This is a genomic window from Flavobacterium sp. H4147 (genome assembly GCF_029360735.1).
GTDB classification, from domain to species: domain Bacteria; phylum Bacteroidota; class Bacteroidia; order Flavobacteriales; family Flavobacteriaceae; genus Flavobacterium; species Flavobacterium endoglycinae.
In genome coordinates, this window is the sequence record NZ_JARKNB010000002.1 from 1,460,128 (window position 1) to 1,481,193 (window position 21,066).

A 21,066-nucleotide genomic window follows, 5' to 3' on the forward strand; every position below is an offset into this window, starting at 1 on the left:
ATTTAATTTCTACTGAAACTACTGAAAACCAAGCTTTAATTATTCTTTTTTCAGCTTGCTATACCCTACTTTTACATACTCTAATTGATCTATTAGAATTCTCAAAAAACATATGAAACGCAATTCACTTTTAAAATATTTTTTGAAAGTCAGAGCTTCAGCTGTATAAAAACATCTTCAACAATCACTTAATAACTAAACAATTATCAATCATGGATTATACATCAAAAGATTTAGGAGAAATCCCTAAAATACCTGACATGAGCAACTTTAAAAATCCACTAGAATCACAATCTGGAGGAAGCATTTTTATTGAAAGCTTTAATATCACAACATCAACAACAGCTGATAAAAATGAAAGTCTATCCGAAATCATAAAAAAAGAAAGTAAAGACAGCTGTATTTAATCTATTAAAAACAAAAAATGACAGACGAAAAATCCATCCAAAATCTAAAAGAAAAATACGGTGAAATTTTAAAACTTACTTCTGATGATCAGTTAATCACCGTTTATTGTAAAAAACCAACTTTTAACATCTATCTAAATTATCAAAATTTATATAAAGACAATCCACATGAAGCGATTCTATTTTTATTTAAAGAATGTTTACTTGAGAAAGAAAATTATAATGATGAGTTCATGCTTGCTGCAGGAAACTCAATCATCGAAGTAATCAAAAAAGACAGTGAATTTACAATTAATGCAACTCCGCAAAAAGACGAATTCAAAAAATCAGCGGCCCTTATTCGATATGCTTTTCAGGTAGATCCATACAAACTTCCTATGGATGAATTTTACAAGCTTCTTGAGGAAGCACTCTGGCTGCAAAAACACAATGATACCAGAATGGAAAACATTATGATTACTGCCTTTGCTAAAACATTTTCAAACTAAAAATAAAAAATAAAATCATTATGAAATTCAATTTTAATGTAAACGAAATTTTAGAATCTAAAGACATTCAATACAGTGGTATTAATTATAACGAATCAGAATCTAAAGATTTTATCATTGATAAAACTGGAGGCGAATTTAACCTTCGGGTTTTTGCGCCTTTAGTTTTCGAACCTCTTGTAAAAAACGATCTTAATTTACCTAGTCTAAGAGTTGACGCAGTTACAGTAAATCTGAGCCGTTCTAAAATTATTAAAAAAGAAGGTGTTGAAGGAAGAGATTCAACCATCAAAGAACATATTACAAATGGCGATTTTAGCATTTCTATCGAAGGACTTATTGCTAATGAAACCGGAGATGAATATCCAAAAGAAAAGCTTTTTTTATTGAAACAATTTCTCAATGCCCCTTATTCTCTAAGAGTAACACATGCTATTTTAAACCGATTTGGTATTTACGAATTAGTCATTGATTCTTATTCTATTCCGTCTATTTCTGGAACAAAAAATATTCAAAAATTTACAGCCAGTGCCACATCAGATGAAACCGTCGAACTAATTATCAGAAACAATGTTTAAACTCAATGCCAAAATTAAAGTTTATGAGACTGTACGCCTTATACCAACTCCTAAATTTTATGAATTCAATTATGTAAAAAATGTAAACATAAACAGTTCATACAAATTACTTACCGATACTGCCACTATCATAATGCCGCAAAAAGTATATACAGACACAAAAGGATTTGATCAAAGTCTGTTTGTGAATGCCAGCGGAGAAGAAAAAACAATTCATGATTTCTTTAAACTTGAAAATTATATCGAGATTTTTTTAGGCTATGATGGCGATTACAAACCCGCTTTTAGAGGTTATATTACAGGAGTTCAATCAGACACTAATGCAGTAATAACTTGCGAAGATGCTATGTATGCTTTTAAAAAAGTAAAAGCTGTAAAAGATAATAATGTTCAGGATAAAAAGGATAATCTTAATATTGTGGCTGTTAATCCCGCAACAAATGTGGATAGTTTTAATCCTAAAACTTTCTTTGAAAAAAGAATCAAAGAACTAAAACTGCCTTTTAAAATAAATGCTCTCAACGAAAACTTAGGAAATATTGTTGTGAGTAGAAATCATAGTTTAGCTCAAGTATTCGAAATGCTGAAAGATAAAGGAATTTACACTTACTTTAAGATGGAAATAACCGGCCCAGTTCTTACCATTACCAATAATCCGCAACAGCACACTCCTAACGAATTATCAAGTTTTATTGATCGCAATTTTATCAAAAGCCCACTCGCTGGAACATTGGTCAAAAAACTTATTAATGAAGCCCTTAATCTTCTTGGCTCACAATTAAATAAAGTTGTTCAGTCTATTTCTGGAGGTTTTTCTGGAAAAGTTAATTTCAGATTCCGTCATAACATTATAGAAGATAAATTAGTAGTGGTCAACGAATCAAGCAAAAATATCCGAGTTAGAGTTGAAAAATATTTTAAAAATTCAAATACTCCCGTTTTTATCGAATTAGGAGATCCTAACGGGCAACTTTTAAAAACACACGTTTTACACAACGATACTGAAAATTTACCCAAAGATCCTGCATTATTTGAAAAAACAACAACAGAAATCGCCTCAGAATTGTATCAGTATGGAGCCTTAAGGGCAATGCAATCAAAGCCAAACGGATTTGAAGGATATATTTTGACTTTTGGAGAACCTTTTGTGCGTCCGACAGATAAAGTAATTCTTGAGAATGCAAAAGACAAAGAAAAAAACGGAACTTTTCAAGTCGAAAAAGTAGAACGCAGTTATGGCGAAAACGGTTATAGACAAAAAATTTATTTAGGAAGAAGAGTCGAATCAGTTTAGAAAAAGAAAATGGGAAATATAAAAGATTTAATAAAAAATGTCGCCAGCAGCAATCAGAATATTGAAACATTTGCGGCAAAAGTCATCGAAATAAATAAAGAAGAAGAATCTCTTCATAATCCCCAAGATGCTTACACTGTAAACATTATGCGAGCTGACGGCGCCATCATTAAAAATGTGCGTCTAAAAGCTTCTATTCAGGATTTGGAACAAGGAATTATTACCATTCCAAAAAAAGACAGCTGGGTTTTGGCTTCAATTATTGATGGAGTTGAAACAAGAGCGTTTATTTCGCAGTTTTCGGAAATTGAACGCACATTTGTTCGTTTCAAAAACGATAACAATCAATATTTCGAAATTGATATTGATTCTAATAGATTTCAAATGTTATTTAAAGAAAAAGAGGGGGTAGAAACTGAAACAACAATTGAAAAACCTTCTTATAAAAACCTTGCTCAAATAGAATTCTCTGGAAAAAATCAAAATATTAGCGCTTCTTTCTATGATGAAAACGGAAAAGAAATTTCAAAAAATACTTTCAATATTAATGAACAAAAAATTAGTATTAATCAAGATAGCACAATTTTCAGTTTAAAAGATAAAGAAACAAAAGTTACTATAAAAGATGGTTTTGAAGCTTTTATTTCTGATGCTAAAATTTCCTTTAAAAAAGACGATTTAAATTTTGAAATAGATGATAAATTTAAAATTAATGCTGGAGGTAAAAACTTATTAACTGAATTAGAAAATCTTATAACAGAAATTTCAAATATTGTAGTGGTTCAGGGGGTTGGACCTAATGTAGGAAATCTAATTACAATCAAATCCAATTTAAAAAATTTATTAAAAACTTAAAGAATGGCATTAGCAACACCTTTATTAGAAGATGCAATTTTAGCTGCATTTGAAGAGAGCTCAAAAATAACAGTTGATACAGATAGCAGCTCAGACAATTCAACTAAATCAAAAAAAGCGAGAAAAGACACGGCAAAAGCACTAGCAAAAGCTATTGAAGAATTTGTAAAATCTGGTACTGTAACTACTATTGTAACAACAACCGGAAGTGCATCAGCTCAAACAGGAACAGGAACAGGAAACATTTCATAATTCGTTTCTAAAAATCGTAAAAATACCTCTTGATATTGAACTTCAAGAGGTATTTTTATTTTAAAATTTTTATAAATTAGAAATATTAATTCAACTTCTTTTTTAGGGCCTCTTCCAATTCAAAATATTTACTTTCAAGAGCATGAAGTTTTTCATAAACATTTATTGGATCTGGCATTTGTCTCGAAGCATACATACTAGCGTACCAAACTTCCAGAATATCTTCGGCATAAATAGAGTACATTGGGTAATTTCCGTCTCGGTTATCTGATTTTAGAATGAGTTTTCCACTTTCTCTGATTCTGTTTAAAACCCTCTTTACCACTACTCCATCATTTTTGCTGACAATTACATAAATTCTTCCGTCGAGTATATCATCAAAATTATCAACATATTTCCCGAAAAGATAATCGCCGTCATGGATTGTAGTTGACATCGAATTTCCTTTAATTTCAAAACATCTGTAAGTACCATTCTTAAGCATAGGCATACTGAACGAAGGAAGACTTTCCATATACTCTGGATCAGCGTAGCCATCTAAATATCCTGCTCGGGCTTTTACTCCCACAAAATTAATGTTTTCATCTCCTTCTTCATTTACGGTTATAACTTTTGGTATATGCAGGCTAACAGCATTACTAGACTTATTACTTGCAAAAATATCTTCACTGTTTCCAAAAAAATATTCTGGGTTTACATGACAATGTGTAATAATACTTTGAAGAAGATCAAAACCTGGTTTGGTTCTCTTTCTTTCTCCATCGGCTTGTAATCTTCCAATCGTGATACTATCTATGGTTGTGCTTGTAACTCCAATTAACTTTGCAAATGAATTATTATTTAACTTCATTTCCTCTATAATACGTCTTATTTTATCATGTATTTCCATTTTGCAACTCGTTTTTACATTGTGTAATATGTTTTACTTAAAGCTAAACTTCAAGTATATGTTGCAAAACTACATAATATGTGCGATATAACCACACTTTTTCATAATAATTTTACAATTAATTGATAATCAATGATTTTTTAACTAGAAAAATGTGTTTTTTACTACATATTACAAATCAGCATGTTAAATCATATTACTGAAACTATTGCACATTTAACTGTAATATGTTTGCCAAATTAAAACATATGTTTTAAATTTGCTTAAAAATAATCCAACATATGATTTTAAAACAATTTTATACCGAAAAGAAAAATACTATTCAAACAGAATTTAATTCTGAAGCATTAACAGTTCATTTATACAGTGATAGTATTTTTAAAACAATTATAGAAAACCCGATAATTATGTTTAAGTATGACAACATATCTTGGGAAACCTCTTCAGAAAAAAATTATAAAGCCGATGTTTCTTTTTGTATTTATGTTGTAATGCCAATTGGAACTATGCTTTCATCAAATTACGAAGAAGTATTTGATATTGCTCAACGTATCGACAAATCTATCTTATTAGCGAACAGCAGCAATGCATTTATTGACACTAATTCTACTTTTAAAGTTAAAGAAAAACAATATAATAATGAGTATGATTATTGGAATAAAAACGATTATTTCATTTGGGAGATTACTTACAAAACAACTTTGATTGAAAACACTTTAAAGAAGAAATACATCCTTTTCAATAACGGATTAAGTAATGAAGAATTAGAAGAACTTGGATACAATTTGACTTCAGGAATAATTGGAATAAATCCAAATCAAGTTGAGGGAAATGTTGATTTAAGCACCAATCCCTGATCTGAAAGAACTGCAGCACAACTTTACAACACCATTAAAATAAAAAAAAGCATATATTCAAAACTTGAAATCATGAAAAGAAGCAGAACATTATTAGACAAAAGGAGAGATTACGTTATGAACTATATTAACAGTAATCAAGCCAAACAAATGAAAGTTGTAGTTGCAGAACTTTCAGACACTTTGTTCCTTACAGAACGCACTATTTATACAATAATAAACGAAGGACTCAACACAGAAGCTAAAGCCTAAAGTATTGAAACTACTGGCTTTGTCACTTCAAAAAATTGGAAAAAGAAACATCGAATCTTAAATTTGTTCCCGTAACAAAATATAATTACCGCTCGGCCGAAGGTAAAATTGAACTAAAGAACCGCATATTCTAAAAGATTCAAAACTAACAATCCAGGGTTTTGGATTAAGAATCACATCTTATTTTTTAGCTACATACGCGAACACGTTTTACTACTTGTTCAAGTCACTTTTTTGCTCATTTTCAGCAAAACCAAAACATATTTTTTAAACATTTAAAACAATTTATATTATGAGTACATTAAACGATGTAGTAATTAACAAGTTATCAGGCGGATTAGGAAGAAGAAATCCTGAACAGGATATGGTTTCAGGATTGCTTTTTACTGGAGAAGAAACTTCAGACTTAAAATTTAACAAAATCGAACGTTTAGCTTCATTAGAAGATGCCGAAACTCTGGGCATTACAGAAAACTATGATATTAACGGACAATCTGCTTATTACCAAATTCAGCAGTTTTTTAGAATGAATCCTTCTGGAGATTTGTATGTTATGCTTGTAGACGCGGCAACTTACGCTGAAACTGTACAAAAAGCAATGGATATGCAGGAAAAAGCGAATGGAAATATTCGTCAAATGGCAATTATTTGCTCAAAAGCCACCACATTTGCTCAAACAAAAGCGGCAGTAAATGCTGCACAAGAACAAGCAGATCTTGCATACGTTGATTACATGCCATTTGAAATCATTTTAGAAGGAAAAGGTTTTGATACCGCAACAGAAGCTACTTCGCCATCATTAGTAGGGACAAGTTCAAACGTATCTGTCGTAGTTGCTATAGATGCTGAAAAAGCGTTTGAGCAAAAATTAATTCAAAAAGACACTAATAAAGCATACACTTTAGCACCAGACGAGGAACTCGTAACTTCACAAAGTTCTACAGGTGTTTACAATGTAAAAAATGCTGGCGGTCTAAAAAAGAATGGCTCAATTGTTCTTGAATTTGTATTCAAAGACTCATACAAAAACACTGCGGCAGTTGGATTAGCTCTAGGCGCTTTATCTAAAGCAAAAGTTTCTGAAAACATAGCTTGGATCGAAAAATTTAACCTTACTGGTAACGGTTTTGCAAAGCCAGGTTTTGTGGGCGGAAAAGAAATTAAATCACTTGGAGATTTAAGAACTCTAAACGAGAAAAGATACATTTTTACACAAACTCACACTGGTTTAGCTGGAGTTTATTTTAATGACAGCCATACTTGTACAGCAGGAACTTCAGACTTCGCTTACATCGAAAACAACCGCACTGTAAACAAAGCAACCCGCTTATTACGCACTGCTTTATTACCAAAATTAGCTTCTCCTGTTCTGGTTGATATTGATGGCAAATTACCTCAATCTGTTTCTAAAAGCTTCGAAGATTTATGCAGAAATGCTTTAGAGGGAATGGTTGCTAATCAGGAAGTGTCTTCATTTGATGTTTATGTAGATCCTAAACAAAATATTTTGGCAACTTCTGAATTAAAAGTAAAAGCTGAAATTACTCCAGTTGGAACAGCTCGTAAAATTATGGTTGATTTAGGATTCAAAAACCCTTTTGGAATTAATCAGGCGTAATTTCAAAAATTACATTTTCTACTTTTTAACATTAAACAATATTATGATATGATAGCTGCTGAGCGTTATATCAAACATTAAAACAAATAAAAGCACACTATGAATAAATTGCCATTAATTAACGGACAACAACACAGCTGGTCATCTATCGAAGTAAGTATTGCAGGTAATATTGTTACTGGTATTACAGCCGTAAACTACAGTGATTCAGTTTCTAAAGAAAACCATTACGGAGCCGGCGACATGCCTGTTCATAGAGGTAGAGGAAAATACGAGGCAAAAGCTTCGATCACTTTATACAATTATGAGGTTGAAGCTATTTTAGCCGCTTTACCAAAAGGACAGAGATTACAAGACATCAACCCTTTCAGTATCATTGTAAGTTATTTAGATGATAGTAATGAAGTAATTACGCATACAGTGAGAAATTGCGAATTCAACTCAAACAGTAGAGGAATCAGCCAGGGAGATACTAAAATTGCTGTTTCTTTCGATTTAATCTGTTCTCACATTGAGTGGAACTAGTCTACTAAAAATACTTCCTTAAACCATAAAACAGTTTAAAACCGACTCCAAAGAGAAAACCAATCTTATCGCGTTACGCAAAAAAGAAGTTCAACTCAACATGATTTTTGCAAGCAACTATTTTACATGCTCTTCTGGCAGTCCGTTTAAAACTATTTACTTTCTTCAGAAGGCTGCCTTGAGCATTTCGTCCTGAAATACAGCTCAGGCAGCTTTTTTCTAATAAAAATCCTTTTCAACATGAAAAAAATAACATCAGAGAAAACCGAAGTTCTTGACGGAAATATAACCCAAGCACAATTCAACCAGTGGAAATACAAACATAAAAAAGTAGTCAAACTCACTATCAAAGATGACGATAACACTACTCTTTTTGCCTATTTCAAAAAACCAGACATCAGCATTCGTTCTGCTGTATTGCAAGCTTCAAAAATGGACGAATTTAAAGCACTTGAAGTTCTTTTCAAAAATTGTTATCTAGGCGGTGACGGTAAAATCGAACAAGAAGACGATTTACGCCTTAACATCACTACAGCATTTTCAGATCATATTCAGCCAAAACCTGTAAAAGTAGAAATTCTTTAAAAAAGCATCCTTTTATCCCTTTCTGTAAAACCCAAAATCATGATTATTAAAAACCATAACATCGAACTAAATGACACCAGCGCTTCTGAAATGGCACGGTTTAGACAAATTATGCTCAACATTTGGCGACAGCAGATTGAGGATGACAGGAATGCTAAAGAAATGCATGATGCTTTAAAAAGTTCACTAATTAATACTACTGTATATTCTATTTTTATTACAGATGTTATTGACTGCATTAAAAAGAAAATAGGACAAGTCTATACAAAAATGCTTTTCAGTGATTTTATAGGACTTCCAAACAGCACTCCTGAAAAAACTGGAATTATGAATTATAATGACAGTCAGGGAGCAAAAAAAACAGGAGCAATAGATTTAGAATGGAATTATTTTACAGGACTAAATCTAATTGCAAAAACTTTTAAACCCAACATAAAAATTGGAAAATATCATACTGAATTTACTTTAGCAATTTTTGATCATAATCTTGAAAAAATTGCTTTTAAATTTACAGTTTTCGATTTTGACCTCTTCCTTACCTTATTAAACTCATTAGGAGTTGAAATTACAAGTAGCGATCAAATCATTATTAATTTGTATCGTAAAAAGATAAAAGAAGCCGAAAATAATCCAAATAAATTAGATGTAATTTATGAATCGCTGCCAAAGATTTTATTTGGACAAATGGATAGTGATGATGAGTTATACGATCATCTTAATCTTATTTTAAAAAGCAATTCTCTAATTGAAGGAATTATAACACCTACAGACTTTGATACAAATGAAGACAAAGCTATTTTACAAATTCTGTATGCAATAAAAAATAGACAGCGTTTATATATAAAACTTCGAGATACTAATTTATTATATGAAATCTATTCTGAGCTTCATGGCGAAGAAGTACAGGATTTACTGCGTTTCTTAACGCGTTTGGTTGAAGAATTTGACAATATAAAACCAACAGATACTGTATATTTTGACAATAGTTATTATTTATTTAGAGATACTCATATAAAAACATTCTGGTCGGGAGAGAACATTCTAATTGATAATTGCAGAAAGACAGATAAGACTGAAAAAAATGGAAAAGCAAGACCCTCAATAAGCTCAAAAGAACTTGATAGAATAACCCCTCCCGGAGTCTACGAAGTACCTATTTTTGATCATTACATTGACTGGAAACCTTTTAACCCATTAGCAAAACTAAATTTCGGAACAAAACTGGGCGAATTAGGCGAACAAACAGGAGATGAAAATACTTTTGTTATTGCTTTAAAAGTGCACGATATGGCAACTAAACAATCAAATTGGGATCTGTTTAATATTGCTACAGATTTATTGAGTTTAATATCTGCGGTTGGAGCTTTACGTGTTGTATTGGCAAAAGGAGCGCCAATAGCTTTTAGAGGTTTGGCTGGACTTGCTTTAGCAAAAGATGCAACACATTATGCAATATTAAGTAACGGAACTTTAGAAAAATGGCATGAAAACGGTTATGGATGGCTGGCTAATCTTTGGATTGCTTTCAGCGTAACAGTAGATCTTGCTTCTTTAGGTTTACCTAGTTTATCTAAAATAGCAAAAGAAGGAAACACCGCTGCTGAATTTGCTGAAACCACAAAAGATGCAAAAGAAATAAAAAAGATTACTGACGAAGCAAATGAAATTGTAAAAGCAGAAACAGGGAAGGATGTTTCTAAAATGACTAAACAAGAATTTGAAAAATTTTTAAAAGAGAACCAAAAGGGTGATCCCGAACAGTACGCAGAATTTATTGATACTCCTGAAAATATTTCAATTAAGAAAGGAATATTAGAACCTAAATTTACAGAAATTCCTTTAGGAGAATCAAAAATGAGTAAATTAGCGATTGAACATCGTAAATCGTTATCAGTTCCAAAGCATGATGGAAATATTGCAGTTTTTGAGTTTATCGATAATGATGGAGTAAAACAATATAAAGCTATTTCTACAGATCCTATCATTCGTACGCATGCAGAAATATTAGGGATGAAATGGTTAAATGACAATAAAATTCCATATGCAAATGTAAAAAAAATATATTCAGAATTAGAACCTTGTAGTTTAGGCCAATCGAAGTGTAAAAAAGTTATCAAGGAAGCTTTTCCAACTATAGAAGTTGAATATACCTACAAATACCCTGGCACTGGTGGTGCAGAAGATACTCCGGAAATAGTTGCTTCCAGATTATATTCTAGAACAAAACGAAAAGAAGATTTAAATAAATTAATTAAAGACTAATGGACTTAACAGAAATTCAAAATTTTTTTTCAAATAATTTGGTAAAATTTGAAAATAACGTTTTAATCAATAACCTATCAAAAGAAACAGCAAATATTCTATATAAAATTGGATTACCAAATCATAATACATTTGGTGGAGACTACGAGTTTTTTGGAAATGTAGAACTATTAGATGAGAAATATTTAAAAATCGGCACTAAAAATACTTTCATTAATGAACCATTCGGATTATGCATTGACATTGAAACTCAAGCAATAATTGGGAGGACACATTATCGTACTGAAGGAATAAGAACATATACCATCAATAAAGATTTAAAAACCTATCTCGAGTATATTTACATAGACATACGTTTTAGAGATGAAGTCATACTCCCTCAAATATTAGGAGAGTATTATCAAAATGCTGAAAAATATGCACAGGAGCTAAAAAATAGATTAATCACTGTAGACAAAGATGATATTTATACCGATTTCTGGTACAGTTCAATTAACGAAATGGAGATGGGAGGTTAGGCAGTCAAACCGATTGTGCAGATTTATTTCCCGCTAATGCGAGCGTCCCGCTCGATAACATTAAGTATTCTTATATTTTCTAAAAAAAAACAAATGAGCAGAAAATACAATTTTGGAGAGAAAACCGGAGCTACTTTATAAGTTTTGCTACTGTTTATTGGATTGATGTTTTTACAAAAGAGTAGTATTTTGGAAATTGTTGAATCTTTAGATTACTGTCGTAAACATAGACCAATGAAGCTTTATGTATTGATCATTATATTCAACGCCCGTTTTTCTATAATTGAAAAATGGGCGTTTTTTTATAATTACTTCCCGATTTCAAATCACAAAAAAACTTTCAACGAAGTCATTTTTTCATCTACTGAAACTACTGTTTTACAAAGCCATAATATTTTAAAAACATTGCATTTAGGCGTATTTTTACAGTCTAAACAAAACCCATTTTAATCTCAAAATGAGATCATAAAAAAGAGTTTTTTCTTTATAAAAACTCAAAACCGCACAAAATCTTATCATCGTTTTACTGCCGTGATTGTTTTTCAAACAATTGGGAAAGGCTTTTTATTCTTAAATCATTAATACATATAATATGGATCAAACGACAAAAAAACACATTGATTTGCTTCATCCTTCCGTCAGGGAAGAAGTTACCAAAATTATCGAAGAATGCGATTTGGCATTGACTGGAAGGGCTAAAGTTCGTATTACACAAGGACTTAGAACTTTTCAGGAACAGGAAGATCTTTACGCTTTTGGCAGAACCAAACCAGGAAAAAAAGTAACCAATGCCAAAGGAGGACAATCTATTCACAATTACGGATTTGCAGTAGATATCTGTTTAATCATCGACGGAAAAACAGCTTCTTGGGATACAGCAAAAGATTGGGACGACGACCAAGTTTCGGATTGGCAGGAATGTGTAGACATTTTCAAAAAACATGGCTGGAACTGGGGCGGAGACTGGAAAACGTTTAAAGATCTTCCGCACTTTGACAAAAAAGGATATGACGATTGGAAATTGCTCAGCAGATTAAAACGTGACAAGAAAAACTATGTAATCTTATACAAATAATGCTATGAAATATTTTAAAATAATTATTTTTTTAATTGCTTTTTCTTTTATCACAACCTCTTGCGATTCAACCAAAACTACTTTATTCGATCCTTATTCGTATCAAAAAACAACAGAAATAAAAGTAGAAGCAACTAAAATTATGGATAAAGCAATTACCCCTTACTCAAATCAGAAACAAGAAGTTGAAACACTGCTTTTGGAAATTGAGAAACTGCAGGAATATGAAAAAAACAAACCCGATAACGAAATCACCTTTGCCATGTGGCAAGTACTTAATAATAAAGAAAAAAATCTTTTAGCTGGTTTCTTTAAACATTGGGAAAATAAAGAAGTTTTGTCTCCTTATTTTATTGATGAATCTAAAAAACAGATTTTAAATGCTTTCGATTTACTTATTCAGTATGAAATCAATAAAGACAAGGAATCGAAACAGCAACTTTTGGAACTAATTAATCTTAAATCTTGAAAATGAATAACGATAATCTAACACAAGAAATAAAAGAAAAAGTAAAGAATCTAATTGCTGAAAGTTATAAAGATTTAAAACCTCAATTAGAAAAAGAGTTAAAAAGTTTTTTAGAAACTTCTGCTGAAAAACTTGAGCGCTGGGCAATTCTTTATACTCATAAAAACATCAGTGACCAGGAATTAGAATGGCTATTAAAAAGTCAGCTGGATTTGCTTTCGCTTCAAAGTTTACAATCTGCAGGAATATCAAAAATTAAATTCAATACACTGAAAAACAATATAGTAAAATTAATTTTGGAAATCATTTTGAGTCTGATTATCAAACGTAATTAGTTCTTGAAATTAAACTGAAACTACAGATTCAAAAGCCTTAAAATCTTGGTAAAGGTAAAATCGAAGCGTAATTTTACAGTATAAATCTAAGGATATCGCGCGCAGATCCGAAGAAAAATCACACCCATTTTTATTACATCATTTAACAACAGCAACGATATATGAAAGATTTTATCATTGATGAAGATCTCTTAATTGAAGGCGATGACTTCGCTATTAAAGATGCAGATCAACAAAATATTGAACTTCTACTCCTGAGTCAGAAAGGAAGCTACAAAGAATTCCCAATTCTTGGAGTAGGAATTAAAAAATACATTAACAGTCCGGATGCAACTTCCAGACTACGATTAGAAAACGAAATAGACAAACAATTATCGTATGACAAATTTCATGTAAAAACACTAGATGTCAACGATTTACAAAACATTAAAATCGATGGAAACTACTAAACCACAAGAAAATCAAAATATTTTTGATTTATCACTGCAAGAATACGGAAGTATTGAAAAAGTATTCGACTTGTTAGAAGACAATGACCAATTTGACGTTACAGAAGATCTTTCTGTCTATAAAGAACTAAAAACTGGAAGAGAAGCTTTTAAAAAAGATATTGTTGAATATTATAATTCCAGAAACTTAAAGCCTGCAACAGCCCTTACTGAAGAAGAGAAATTTTTAATGGATAATTTCTCAGGAATTGATTATATGATTATCGAGGACGATTTTATCATTTACTAAAAATCTTTAAATGTAAACTTCGAGTTTAAATTCATTTACAATTACACCACTTTCAAATCTGCTCTTTTTAGAAATCTCTAAAAAAACTACGTTTCTGTAGTATTTACCAAAAAACATAAACAATTATCTATAAGCATATTAAACATGTCTTACAGGCTAATCTATATCAAAAAATAAAATATGGCACGTACAATTGCTGAAATTCAGAACGAAATTCTGACTGAAAAAGGGAGGCAGAGTTCTCTCAACAACCTAACAAACACCTCGCTAACAAGCATATGGAGATTGTGGGTAAATATCGTGGCTACTGCTATCTGGGTTCATGAAAAAATAGTCGAAAAAAATGCCTTAATATCAAGACCTCATACCTTAAACTGGTATCGCGAACAGGCTTTAAATTTTCATTATGGTTCGCCTTTAACTCCAGACTCAAGTAACGGAATGTCATTGGTATGGAAAGATGGTTCGTATCAATTTGATACTTCAAACCTTTCTGAAACACAAATCGAAGAATCAAAAATTATAAAACATTGTGCCGTAAGTGAAATTGATCTTGAAACAGTTCTTAATCCAGAAAAGAATGTGGAAGAAATTTTTTCTGATTATTTCCACAATAAAGTCGGCGTTGTTTTTATTAAAGTAGCAACCCAAAAAGGGGATGTTATTTCTAGGATTGATGTTCCAAATGAACTTTTTGCTTTCAAGGAATACATATCAAAAATAAAAGATGCTGGAAATCAAGTTTATATCACTTCAGATGATGGTGATATTTTAAAATTAAATCTTAATGTGTATGTAGATCCTTTAAGTATTTATGTCAATCCAAAAGACATTGAATATTACAAATTAAAGAGTTTAAACAGGCAATTAACTCCAGATGAACAGGAAAAATTACAGCAATATCAATCTGCTTTGGAAACTAATCCGCTAGATCCTGAAAACGGTGCTTTAATTTTAAATAGAAGCGTATTTCCTGTTCTGGATTCAATAAAAGATCATTTAAGAAACATTGAGTTCAACGGTGCCTTTGTTAAAACGTATTTAATTGATGCTATTCAAAAGGCAGAAGGTATTAAGATTCCAATATTGAATAAAGTCCAAACTTCAATGGCAAAAAATCCAAATGACAATGAAAACCCTGAATTGTTTGACGTTACATCAATAGAGTATTTTATTCCTAAAGCCGGATATTTTGATATGGATGTTCTTCAAATTGAAGTAAACTATATTCCTTATACATTCTACAGAGATAAACAATAGTCTAATACATTTACAATGAACAAATACACCATTTTAAAATGGGAAAAGCTTTTGTTATGGCTTATTCCCCCTATTCTCAGGAAAAAAACTCATGTTGACTGGCTAGATGTTTTGCTTACCCCACTTCATTCTCTTTATGAAGACATTCTTTACAAAATGCAGCATACTGGACAGGTAATATATTTGGAAAAAGTACTAAATGAAGCTTTTAACATCGCTAGGGAATATAATCCAAATTTTAGTCTCGAACAAAAACGTCAGGAAGGCTTAATCTATATTGATGAATCCATTAAACCTTCATTACAATACTTATATCTTCATAAAGAATATTATGATCCGGATAAAATATTGTCAGATGGAACCAAAAAACAGGGAGATTTAAGAATTCCATTATTTAAGATTTTCAAAAATAACGAGTATAAAAATAAGAGAAACCAACCTATTTATTTAGCTCATCGTCAAGATTATACTAAAGTATCATATGCAAATTTCAGAGTATTTATTCCTAAAAATTTAATCTTAGACCAAACTATACCTGCTGAAAAAAATGGAAATTCTTCTACACAGCCAACAGAAGCAGTTAACATTATTTCGACTGAGTATCACAACCTTCTTAACTTCTACAAATTAGCAGGAAAAAGCTATGAAAGTTATTGCTATTCTACAGAAGAATAAACTCATAAAAATTAAAACAACAGACCTTTAAATCAACATAAAATGAAACAAGTAAATTTTAGTCATTCAGGAGGTTTTCCTCTCGAACAGGAAACTTTAGAAAGGCTTCAAACCGCTTACAGATCTGAATTGTACGAAGCCATAAAAGCTCATTTCAGTATTGAACTAGATAAAAATTATATTATAACTCATGCCACAGCTGGAACAAAAGGATGGGTAATTATTAATAGAGATGAAAATAATTTACAGCTTCCAGGAATTTTATATCCAATTGCCGAAGGTTTAAATACAGGCTATTTAAAAACCACTAGAATAGGAACCAATTTAGTATATGGAACAGGTGTATCTCAAACTGCTTATTTTGATTATGAAGCGAAATACATAAGCTCATCTGATTATTCAAATCGCCCAACCAATTCTCAAAATAATGATGCTTTAACGGTTAACTATTACAACTTACAAAGCTTTAAAACTATAAAAGATATTAAATCTATTGAAGCCAATATAGATTTAATCAATCAGTCTTATCTTCCATTAAATGGATCAAAAGCTATGCAGGGAGATTTGAATTTGGGAATTTATCAGTTATCTAAATTAGATACAAAAGAGAATAGTATTGCAAATGTACGATCTGCAGAATTTAAATTAGGATCTGTAAACAAAAGAGGATTACGTCATTCTGGTGATTATCTTGGAAGAGCTTTAGTTGACAACAGTACTTCTTCAGAAACAAATCTTAGCCTAAATTACAATGCCGATTGGGACAATACTTACATTGGAGGTAAAGTATATTTAAATAATTTAAATACAACTTCTTCTAATGGTACTCTGCTAGTTTTAGACAATCAAAATCAGATTAATAAAAACAATACCTTAATCAATTCATTAATTAATCGTATTACCGATTTAGAAAACAGACCCGCCTCAACGGTTCCTATTGGAATGATTGCTCTTTGGGGTAAACCAGCACCATTTCCTGAAGGTTGGGAAGAATATATCCCGCTACGAGGAAGAATGCCTGTAGGTTTAGATTCAGGCGATTCAGTATTTAATACGTTATTAAATTATGGAGGTGATAAAAATAAAACATTGACAGTTAACGAAATGCCTCCGCATTCCCATAAATTCAGCTCTGATAACTACGAGCATGCAAGTGGTATGCGTTTTGGAGGTAATGAGAGTTATCAGACAGGAATTGCTGAGCGAGATACAGAAAGTACTGGTTTAGGTCAGTCTTTCTCTATCCTAAATCCCTACAGAGTTGTTCATTTTATAGAGTATACAGGAAATCAAACTGACACAACACCGCCTACAAGCCCAAATAATTTAACTGTTTCAAACATTGGCACAACTTCGTTAACTTTAAATTGGACAGCAGCAACTGATAATGTTGGTGTTACTAATTATCTAGTTTATAAAGACAATAGTAATATTCCCTTAATTGAATTGGGAAAAGATATTCTAACGTATAATGTTACTGGCTTAGCAAGTAATACAACTTATAGCTTCCAAGTAAAAGCAAAAGATGCTAGAGGAAATCTATCTACTCCCGCAACAACAAATGCGACCACAAATGCATCTCCTGCCAATCTAACGGTGCCAACATTACAACATGCTTATTATGGGGGAGAAAACATGATACTCCAATGGCCAAATTATATTGATGAAGGTCCAATAACTTACGAATTATATCGTAGTATAAATGGTGGAGGTTCTATGCTTCTAAAAACATCAACAGATACTTTTTACTATGATAATTTATCAAATGGGGTAACATATTCATACCAAATAAGAATTAATTCAAATGGATATATATCTCCATATAGTAATACTGTCACAGTAACAGGTACATCTTCATAAAAACTAGTTAATGATCTTTTGGGACATAAAGTCCCAAAGGATTATTTACCCCCTTCAAACAAATTTTCAAAAACAAAAAATCATGCAAAAAATTTCAGAATATACAGACCAATTAAAATTACTGCTGTATGTAATTTTTATGTATTTAGAAATGGATACAGGAATAGTTAAAGTACTATTTTATTTAATGATAATGGATACCTTTTTAGGTGTTACCAAAACCATTGTCCTAAACAATCATTTCACTTTTAAAAAATTAGCTGTAGGATTTGTATCTAAATTAGCTGTATTGCTAATTCCAACTGCTTTAGCCCTTATGAGCAAAGGTTTAAATTACAACTTCAACTGGTTTGTAACTGTTGTAATGGATTTACTTATTGTTAGTGACGGAATTTCAATAATAAGCAACATTATTGCTATAAAAACAAGAAAAGAAGTTGAAAACTTTGATGCCATGACATTGATACTTAAATCAATTCGAAATCGTCTTATTCAAATTTTTAAAAAACTCCTTATTACAATTGATCCTAAATTTCATGTAGAAAAATAATTCATAGAATTATATCACTTTGAAACTCAATTTAAAATTAAAATGAATACACAAACATTAACATTCTCAAACCAATCCTAACCAAAAAACAATTAAATTTGGAGACCTTAAATCACCAATTTAATTATGAATTCAAAAAGAAATTCGTTCTACTTACCCGCCCTATTTTTGATGCTATTTTTTGTATCAATTTCATATTCACAAACTTCAACTGCTAAAACGGAAAACCGAGGCAAACTATTTGAAGAAACTACAACCGACAGTGATTATCTGATCGCTATTGAAAAAGCCGGAGAAGTTCTTGAATCAGCCGGACATGATATCGATTTTGAAGGAAGTACTTTTCATCTTTTTGGAGAAATTAAAAGAACCGAAAGCAAACTTGATCTGATTCTGGCAAGTTTAAAAGGTGCCAATCCAAACGTGCGTAACCAGCAAATGTACCGCATTGTTTTAAAGGAAATCGAACAAGAATTAAATGAGCAAAACGATGCCATCAATTCCCGAAATCAGAATCTTGAAAAAATCAAAAACAGAATAATAGACCTGCAAAAAGACAAAACTTTATTCACGCTGATTAAAGATACTATTCGCAAAAAACAGTTTAAAACTGAATTAGCAAATCTTAAAAAAACGTATTTAAGAACGGACAGTCTGATGACCAAAAATCAGGGAATCCTAAATGATAAAAAACGATTAACTGTCGAGCATAAAATTGCGGTTTCAAATGCACTTTCGACCGTAGAAACCAAACTCGAAAAATCAGGAATCAGTATTCTTAAAAAGGAATATCCTTCTTTATGGAGCACCGATTCTACTGCAAAAAAAGAAGCAACACAAACTATCAAATCAAAAATTATTATTGAGGAAAATGTTGCCGCTTATTATTTAAGCTACAAATCCGGAGCATTAATTACGCTTTGTTTCTTTTTGGGACTTTTGGCTTGGTACATTTCTCGAAACTTAAAATACTTAAAAACAAACGGCTACGCAGAAAATCTTTCTCTTTTTAATTTTAAATATTTAAACCGAGGGGTTATTTTACCTGTCGTTACAATAGGTTTAAATATTGCTACAGTAAGCAATTTATACGCTCCTGCCCTATTTTTAGAATTGTTACAATTGGCTTTATTAGCTGTTTTGATAGTTTTATTTAAAAAAGATTGGTCAGGCGTTTCAATGCGAAACTGGCTTTTGCTTTCAGGTTTATTTTTTGCCCTTTGTTTCCTGGATTTATTTATTGGTGTTGGATTATTACAGCGTTGTTCATTCATTATCATCAATATCCTTGGAATACGATATGGATTAGTTCAGATTAAAAGTCTAAAAGATCAATTGTATATCAAAGCGTTCTTTAAATGGGCCAGCATCATTTTTATCGGATTAAATGGTTTATCGATTTTGTACAATCTTTTCGGAAGAGTTTCTCTTTCCAATATGCTGACACTAACTGCTTTTATTTCTCTTACACAAATTGTGGCGTTAAGCGTTCTTTTGAAAATCATTTTAGAAATAATCCTTTTACAGATTTACACCACGAGAATAAAACGAGGAATTGAAAAAATATTCGATTACGAGAGTTTATCAGATACCTTAAAAAGACCTTTTATCATCGTAATTAGTTATATGTGGCTGGTTGTAATTGCATCAAATTTAAATATTTGGGAATCATTACGAGATTCGCTGGCTTCTTTATTAAGTCGCCCAAACACAATTGGAAGCATCACTTTTACTTTAGGAAATATTGTTCTGTTTTTTATTATTGTATGGATTGCGCATCTATTACAAAAATATGTCGCTTACTTTTTTGGAGAAATCGAAGACGAAAATGAAGAGAATATCAACAAAAGACAACATTCTAAATTACTCATAACAAGACTTATTGTTTTAATCGTTGGATATCTTTTAGCCGTTGCCGCTTCTGGAATGCCTTTAGACAAATTAAGTATTCTTTTAGGAGCTTTAGGTGTCGGTGTTGGACTTGGACTTCAGAATGTCGTTAATAATTTCGTTTCGGGTATTATTTTAATTTTTGATAAACCTATTCAAATTGGAGACGTTATCGATATAAGTTCAGAATCTGGACGAGTAAAATCGATGGGATTACGTACCACAAAAATCAACGCTCCAAACGGAGCCGAAATCATTATACCAAATGGTAATTTATTATCTCAAAATATCACCAACTGGACGTATACGGATAATTTCAAATTAGTAGATATTTCTATAGAAATTAGCGGCGATGCAACTCCAGAAGATATAAACGCAACCATACTAACCGCTCTTGAAAGTCTGCCTTTGGTAAATAATACCAGAACACCACAGATTTATTACAACTCAATTTCCGACAATAAGTTTAAACTGCAAATCAAATTCTGGTGCAGTATTTACAGAACCGAAGAAACAATCAGCACAGCCAAACAAGTTTTGTTCAGCAATTTTAAAGCTAAAGGATTTATTTTTTCGACTTAAAATCTGTTATTGCATTTTATTCTTTTAATATTTGTGTTTAACATATACCTAATAAAAAAGGTTTGAATGTAAATTCTTAGGTTCAAACCTTTTTTATTATTTTCTAAAAATTATTTTTTATCCAATAACTTCTCCAACAAACAAATTCAAATTATTCACAGCTTTTCAAATATGAACGAAACTCTCACGCCAGCTATAACTTAAAAAATTAAGGAAAAGAAATGAATAAGTTATTTACATTAGTCCTATTAG

Annotated in this window: 24 protein-coding genes; 23 read left to right on the forward strand and 1 reads right to left on the reverse strand. The window is 31.2% G+C overall.

The genetic code is table 11. From position 1 onward, the window contains the following. The first annotated feature begins 212 nt into the window (after nucleotides 1-212). From P2W75_RS14055 to P2W75_RS14080, 6 genes are read left to right on the forward strand one after another with little or no spacing between them, the layout of a single operon-like run. On the forward strand, nucleotides 213-407 hold the full coding sequence (locus tag P2W75_RS14055; protein ID WP_276380938.1) for a hypothetical protein: 195 nt from the start codon (nucleotides 213-215) through the stop codon (nucleotides 405-407). A gap of 17 nt (nucleotides 408-424) precedes the next feature. After that, a complete protein-coding gene (locus P2W75_RS14060) occupies nucleotides 425-895 on the forward strand; it encodes a hypothetical protein (RefSeq protein ID WP_276380939.1) in 471 nt (156 codons plus the stop codon). Nucleotides 896-915: 20 nt separating this feature from the next. Further along, nucleotides 916-1,473, forward strand: coding sequence for a DUF6046 domain-containing protein (locus P2W75_RS14065; protein ID WP_276380940.1), 558 nt, complete (start codon nucleotides 916-918; stop codon nucleotides 1,471-1,473). Continuing rightward, entirely contained in the window at nucleotides 1,466-2,767 is a 1,302-nt protein-coding gene (locus tag P2W75_RS14070; RefSeq protein WP_276380941.1) for a hypothetical protein, read from the forward strand. The genes P2W75_RS14065 and P2W75_RS14070 overlap by 8 nt, the downstream gene beginning before the upstream one ends. A gap of 9 nt (nucleotides 2,768-2,776) precedes the next feature. Beyond that, on the forward strand, nucleotides 2,777-3,622 hold the full coding sequence (locus P2W75_RS14075) for a hypothetical protein (protein ID WP_276380942.1): 846 nt from the start codon (nucleotides 2,777-2,779) through the stop codon (nucleotides 3,620-3,622). A 3-nt stretch (nucleotides 3,623-3,625) separates the two neighbouring features. Further along, a complete protein-coding gene (locus tag P2W75_RS14080) occupies nucleotides 3,626-3,874 on the forward strand; it encodes a hypothetical protein (RefSeq protein WP_276380943.1) in 249 nt (82 codons plus the stop codon). Between the two features lie 85 nt (nucleotides 3,875-3,959). Here P2W75_RS14080 and P2W75_RS14085 read toward each other — a convergent pair whose 3' ends face one another. Then, nucleotides 3,960-4,763: a S24 family peptidase gene (locus P2W75_RS14085; protein ID WP_207297385.1), complete on the reverse strand. Its 804-nt coding sequence runs from the start codon at nucleotides 4,761-4,763 to the stop codon at nucleotides 3,960-3,962. A gap of 281 nt (nucleotides 4,764-5,044) precedes the next feature. On the opposite strand from P2W75_RS14085, the gene P2W75_RS14090 reads away from it, so the two are divergent. The 17 genes from P2W75_RS14090 to P2W75_RS14170 all read left to right on the forward strand — a co-directional run bounded on the left by P2W75_RS14090 (nucleotide 5,045) and on the right by P2W75_RS14170 (nucleotide 20,814). After that, entirely contained in the window at nucleotides 5,045-5,620 is a 576-nt protein-coding gene (locus P2W75_RS14090; RefSeq protein WP_276380944.1) for a hypothetical protein, read from the forward strand. Nucleotides 5,621-5,692: 72 nt separating this feature from the next. Continuing rightward, nucleotides 5,693-5,872 (forward strand): hypothetical protein, encoded by a 180-nt coding sequence (locus P2W75_RS14095; RefSeq protein ID WP_207297387.1) that lies wholly within the window; start codon nucleotides 5,693-5,695, stop codon nucleotides 5,870-5,872. Between the two features lie 292 nt (nucleotides 5,873-6,164). Continuing rightward, on the forward strand, nucleotides 6,165-7,490 hold the full coding sequence (locus P2W75_RS14100) for a DUF2586 domain-containing protein (RefSeq protein ID WP_276380945.1): 1,326 nt from the start codon (nucleotides 6,165-6,167) through the stop codon (nucleotides 7,488-7,490). Between the two features lie 99 nt (nucleotides 7,491-7,589). Further along, nucleotides 7,590-8,015: a hypothetical protein gene (locus P2W75_RS14105; protein ID WP_008461938.1), complete on the forward strand. Its 426-nt coding sequence runs from the start codon at nucleotides 7,590-7,592 to the stop codon at nucleotides 8,013-8,015. A gap of 240 nt (nucleotides 8,016-8,255) precedes the next feature. After that, nucleotides 8,256-8,600 carry a hypothetical protein gene (locus P2W75_RS14110; RefSeq protein ID WP_276380946.1) on the forward strand — a complete coding sequence of 115 codons (345 nt, stop codon included), beginning with the start codon at nucleotides 8,256-8,258 and terminating at the stop codon, nucleotides 8,598-8,600. 39 nt (nucleotides 8,601-8,639) lie between these two features. Then, complete coding sequence (locus tag P2W75_RS14115; RefSeq protein ID WP_276380947.1) at nucleotides 8,640-10,862, forward strand: nucleic acid/nucleotide deaminase domain-containing protein; 2,223 nt, start codon at nucleotides 8,640-8,642, stop codon at nucleotides 10,860-10,862. Continuing rightward, nucleotides 10,862-11,380 carry a hypothetical protein gene (locus P2W75_RS14120; RefSeq protein ID WP_276380948.1) on the forward strand — a complete coding sequence of 173 codons (519 nt, stop codon included), beginning with the start codon at nucleotides 10,862-10,864 and terminating at the stop codon, nucleotides 11,378-11,380. The genes P2W75_RS14115 and P2W75_RS14120 overlap by 1 nt, the downstream gene beginning before the upstream one ends. A 592-nt stretch (nucleotides 11,381-11,972) precedes the next feature. Next, complete coding sequence (locus P2W75_RS14125; RefSeq protein ID WP_276380949.1) at nucleotides 11,973-12,455, forward strand: M15 family metallopeptidase; 483 nt, start codon at nucleotides 11,973-11,975, stop codon at nucleotides 12,453-12,455. 4 nt (nucleotides 12,456-12,459) lie between these two features. Beyond that, nucleotides 12,460-12,924 (forward strand): hypothetical protein, encoded by a 465-nt coding sequence (locus P2W75_RS14130; RefSeq protein ID WP_276380950.1) that lies wholly within the window; start codon nucleotides 12,460-12,462, stop codon nucleotides 12,922-12,924. 2 nt (nucleotides 12,925-12,926) lie between these two features. Beyond that, nucleotides 12,927-13,259, forward strand: coding sequence for a hypothetical protein (locus P2W75_RS14135; protein WP_276380951.1), 333 nt, complete (start codon nucleotides 12,927-12,929; stop codon nucleotides 13,257-13,259). 161 nt (nucleotides 13,260-13,420) lie between these two features. Next, entirely contained in the window at nucleotides 13,421-13,708 is a 288-nt protein-coding gene (locus tag P2W75_RS14140) for a hypothetical protein (RefSeq protein WP_207297404.1), read from the forward strand. Next, the gene (locus P2W75_RS14145) at nucleotides 13,695-13,997 is read left to right on the forward strand and encodes a hypothetical protein (protein ID WP_207297405.1); all 303 of its coding nucleotides are present in this window, start codon (nucleotides 13,695-13,697) and stop codon (nucleotides 13,995-13,997) included. The genes P2W75_RS14140 and P2W75_RS14145 overlap by 14 nt, the downstream gene beginning before the upstream one ends. Nucleotides 13,998-14,177: 180 nt before the next feature. Next, nucleotides 14,178-15,257 (forward strand): hypothetical protein, encoded by a 1,080-nt coding sequence (locus P2W75_RS14150; protein ID WP_276380952.1) that lies wholly within the window; start codon nucleotides 14,178-14,180, stop codon nucleotides 15,255-15,257. Between the two features lie 15 nt (nucleotides 15,258-15,272). Beyond that, nucleotides 15,273-15,932: a hypothetical protein gene (locus tag P2W75_RS14155; RefSeq protein ID WP_276380953.1), complete on the forward strand. Its 660-nt coding sequence runs from the start codon at nucleotides 15,273-15,275 to the stop codon at nucleotides 15,930-15,932. A 42-nt stretch (nucleotides 15,933-15,974) separates the two neighbouring features. Then, a complete protein-coding gene (locus P2W75_RS14160) occupies nucleotides 15,975-17,792 on the forward strand; it encodes a fibronectin type III domain-containing protein (protein ID WP_276380954.1) in 1,818 nt (605 codons plus the stop codon). A gap of 82 nt (nucleotides 17,793-17,874) precedes the next feature. Further along, nucleotides 17,875-18,342, forward strand: coding sequence for a phage holin family protein (locus P2W75_RS14165; RefSeq protein ID WP_207297409.1), 468 nt, complete (start codon nucleotides 17,875-17,877; stop codon nucleotides 18,340-18,342). Between the two features lie 126 nt (nucleotides 18,343-18,468). Beyond that, entirely contained in the window at nucleotides 18,469-20,814 is a 2,346-nt protein-coding gene (locus P2W75_RS14170) for a mechanosensitive ion channel family protein (protein ID WP_276380955.1), read from the forward strand. Nucleotides 20,815-21,066 lie beyond the last annotated feature (252 nt).

Coding starts and splice junctions, on each gene's coding strand:
- P2W75_RS14120 (WP_276380948.1), top strand. CDS start 10,862: ATGGACTTAACAGAAATTCAAAATTTTTTTTCAAATAATTTGGTAAAA.
- P2W75_RS14065 (WP_276380940.1), top strand. CDS start 916: ATGAAATTCAATTTTAATGTAAACGAAATTTTAGAATCTAAAGACATT.
- P2W75_RS14090 (WP_276380944.1), top strand. CDS start 5,045: ATGATTTTAAAACAATTTTATACCGAAAAGAAAAATACTATTCAAACA.
- P2W75_RS14085 (WP_207297385.1), bottom strand. CDS start 4,763: ATGGAAATACATGATAAAATAAGACGTATTATAGAGGAAATGAAGTTA.
- P2W75_RS14165 (WP_207297409.1), top strand. CDS start 17,875: ATGCAAAAAATTTCAGAATATACAGACCAATTAAAATTACTGCTGTAT.
- P2W75_RS14110 (WP_276380946.1), top strand. CDS start 8,256: ATGAAAAAAATAACATCAGAGAAAACCGAAGTTCTTGACGGAAATATA.
- P2W75_RS14155 (WP_276380953.1), top strand. CDS start 15,273: ATGAACAAATACACCATTTTAAAATGGGAAAAGCTTTTGTTATGGCTT.
- P2W75_RS14055 (WP_276380938.1), top strand. CDS start 213: ATGGATTATACATCAAAAGATTTAGGAGAAATCCCTAAAATACCTGAC.
- P2W75_RS14095 (WP_207297387.1), top strand. CDS start 5,693: ATGAAAAGAAGCAGAACATTATTAGACAAAAGGAGAGATTACGTTATG.
- P2W75_RS14080 (WP_276380943.1), top strand. CDS start 3,626: ATGGCATTAGCAACACCTTTATTAGAAGATGCAATTTTAGCTGCATTT.
- P2W75_RS14070 (WP_276380941.1), top strand. CDS start 1,466: ATGTTTAAACTCAATGCCAAAATTAAAGTTTATGAGACTGTACGCCTT.
- P2W75_RS14145 (WP_207297405.1), top strand. CDS start 13,695: ATGGAAACTACTAAACCACAAGAAAATCAAAATATTTTTGATTTATCA.
- P2W75_RS14125 (WP_276380949.1), top strand. CDS start 11,973: ATGGATCAAACGACAAAAAAACACATTGATTTGCTTCATCCTTCCGTC.
- P2W75_RS14170 (WP_276380955.1), top strand. CDS start 18,469: ATGAATTCAAAAAGAAATTCGTTCTACTTACCCGCCCTATTTTTGATG.
- P2W75_RS14160 (WP_276380954.1), top strand. CDS start 15,975: ATGAAACAAGTAAATTTTAGTCATTCAGGAGGTTTTCCTCTCGAACAG.
- P2W75_RS14150 (WP_276380952.1), top strand. CDS start 14,178: ATGGCACGTACAATTGCTGAAATTCAGAACGAAATTCTGACTGAAAAA.
- P2W75_RS14115 (WP_276380947.1), top strand. CDS start 8,640: ATGATTATTAAAAACCATAACATCGAACTAAATGACACCAGCGCTTCT.
- P2W75_RS14130 (WP_276380950.1), top strand. CDS start 12,460: ATGAAATATTTTAAAATAATTATTTTTTTAATTGCTTTTTCTTTTATC.
- P2W75_RS14100 (WP_276380945.1), top strand. CDS start 6,165: ATGAGTACATTAAACGATGTAGTAATTAACAAGTTATCAGGCGGATTA.
- P2W75_RS14135 (WP_276380951.1), top strand. CDS start 12,927: ATGAATAACGATAATCTAACACAAGAAATAAAAGAAAAAGTAAAGAAT.
- P2W75_RS14140 (WP_207297404.1), top strand. CDS start 13,421: ATGAAAGATTTTATCATTGATGAAGATCTCTTAATTGAAGGCGATGAC.
- P2W75_RS14105 (WP_008461938.1), top strand. CDS start 7,590: ATGAATAAATTGCCATTAATTAACGGACAACAACACAGCTGGTCATCT.
- P2W75_RS14075 (WP_276380942.1), top strand. CDS start 2,777: ATGGGAAATATAAAAGATTTAATAAAAAATGTCGCCAGCAGCAATCAG.
- P2W75_RS14060 (WP_276380939.1), top strand. CDS start 425: ATGACAGACGAAAAATCCATCCAAAATCTAAAAGAAAAATACGGTGAA.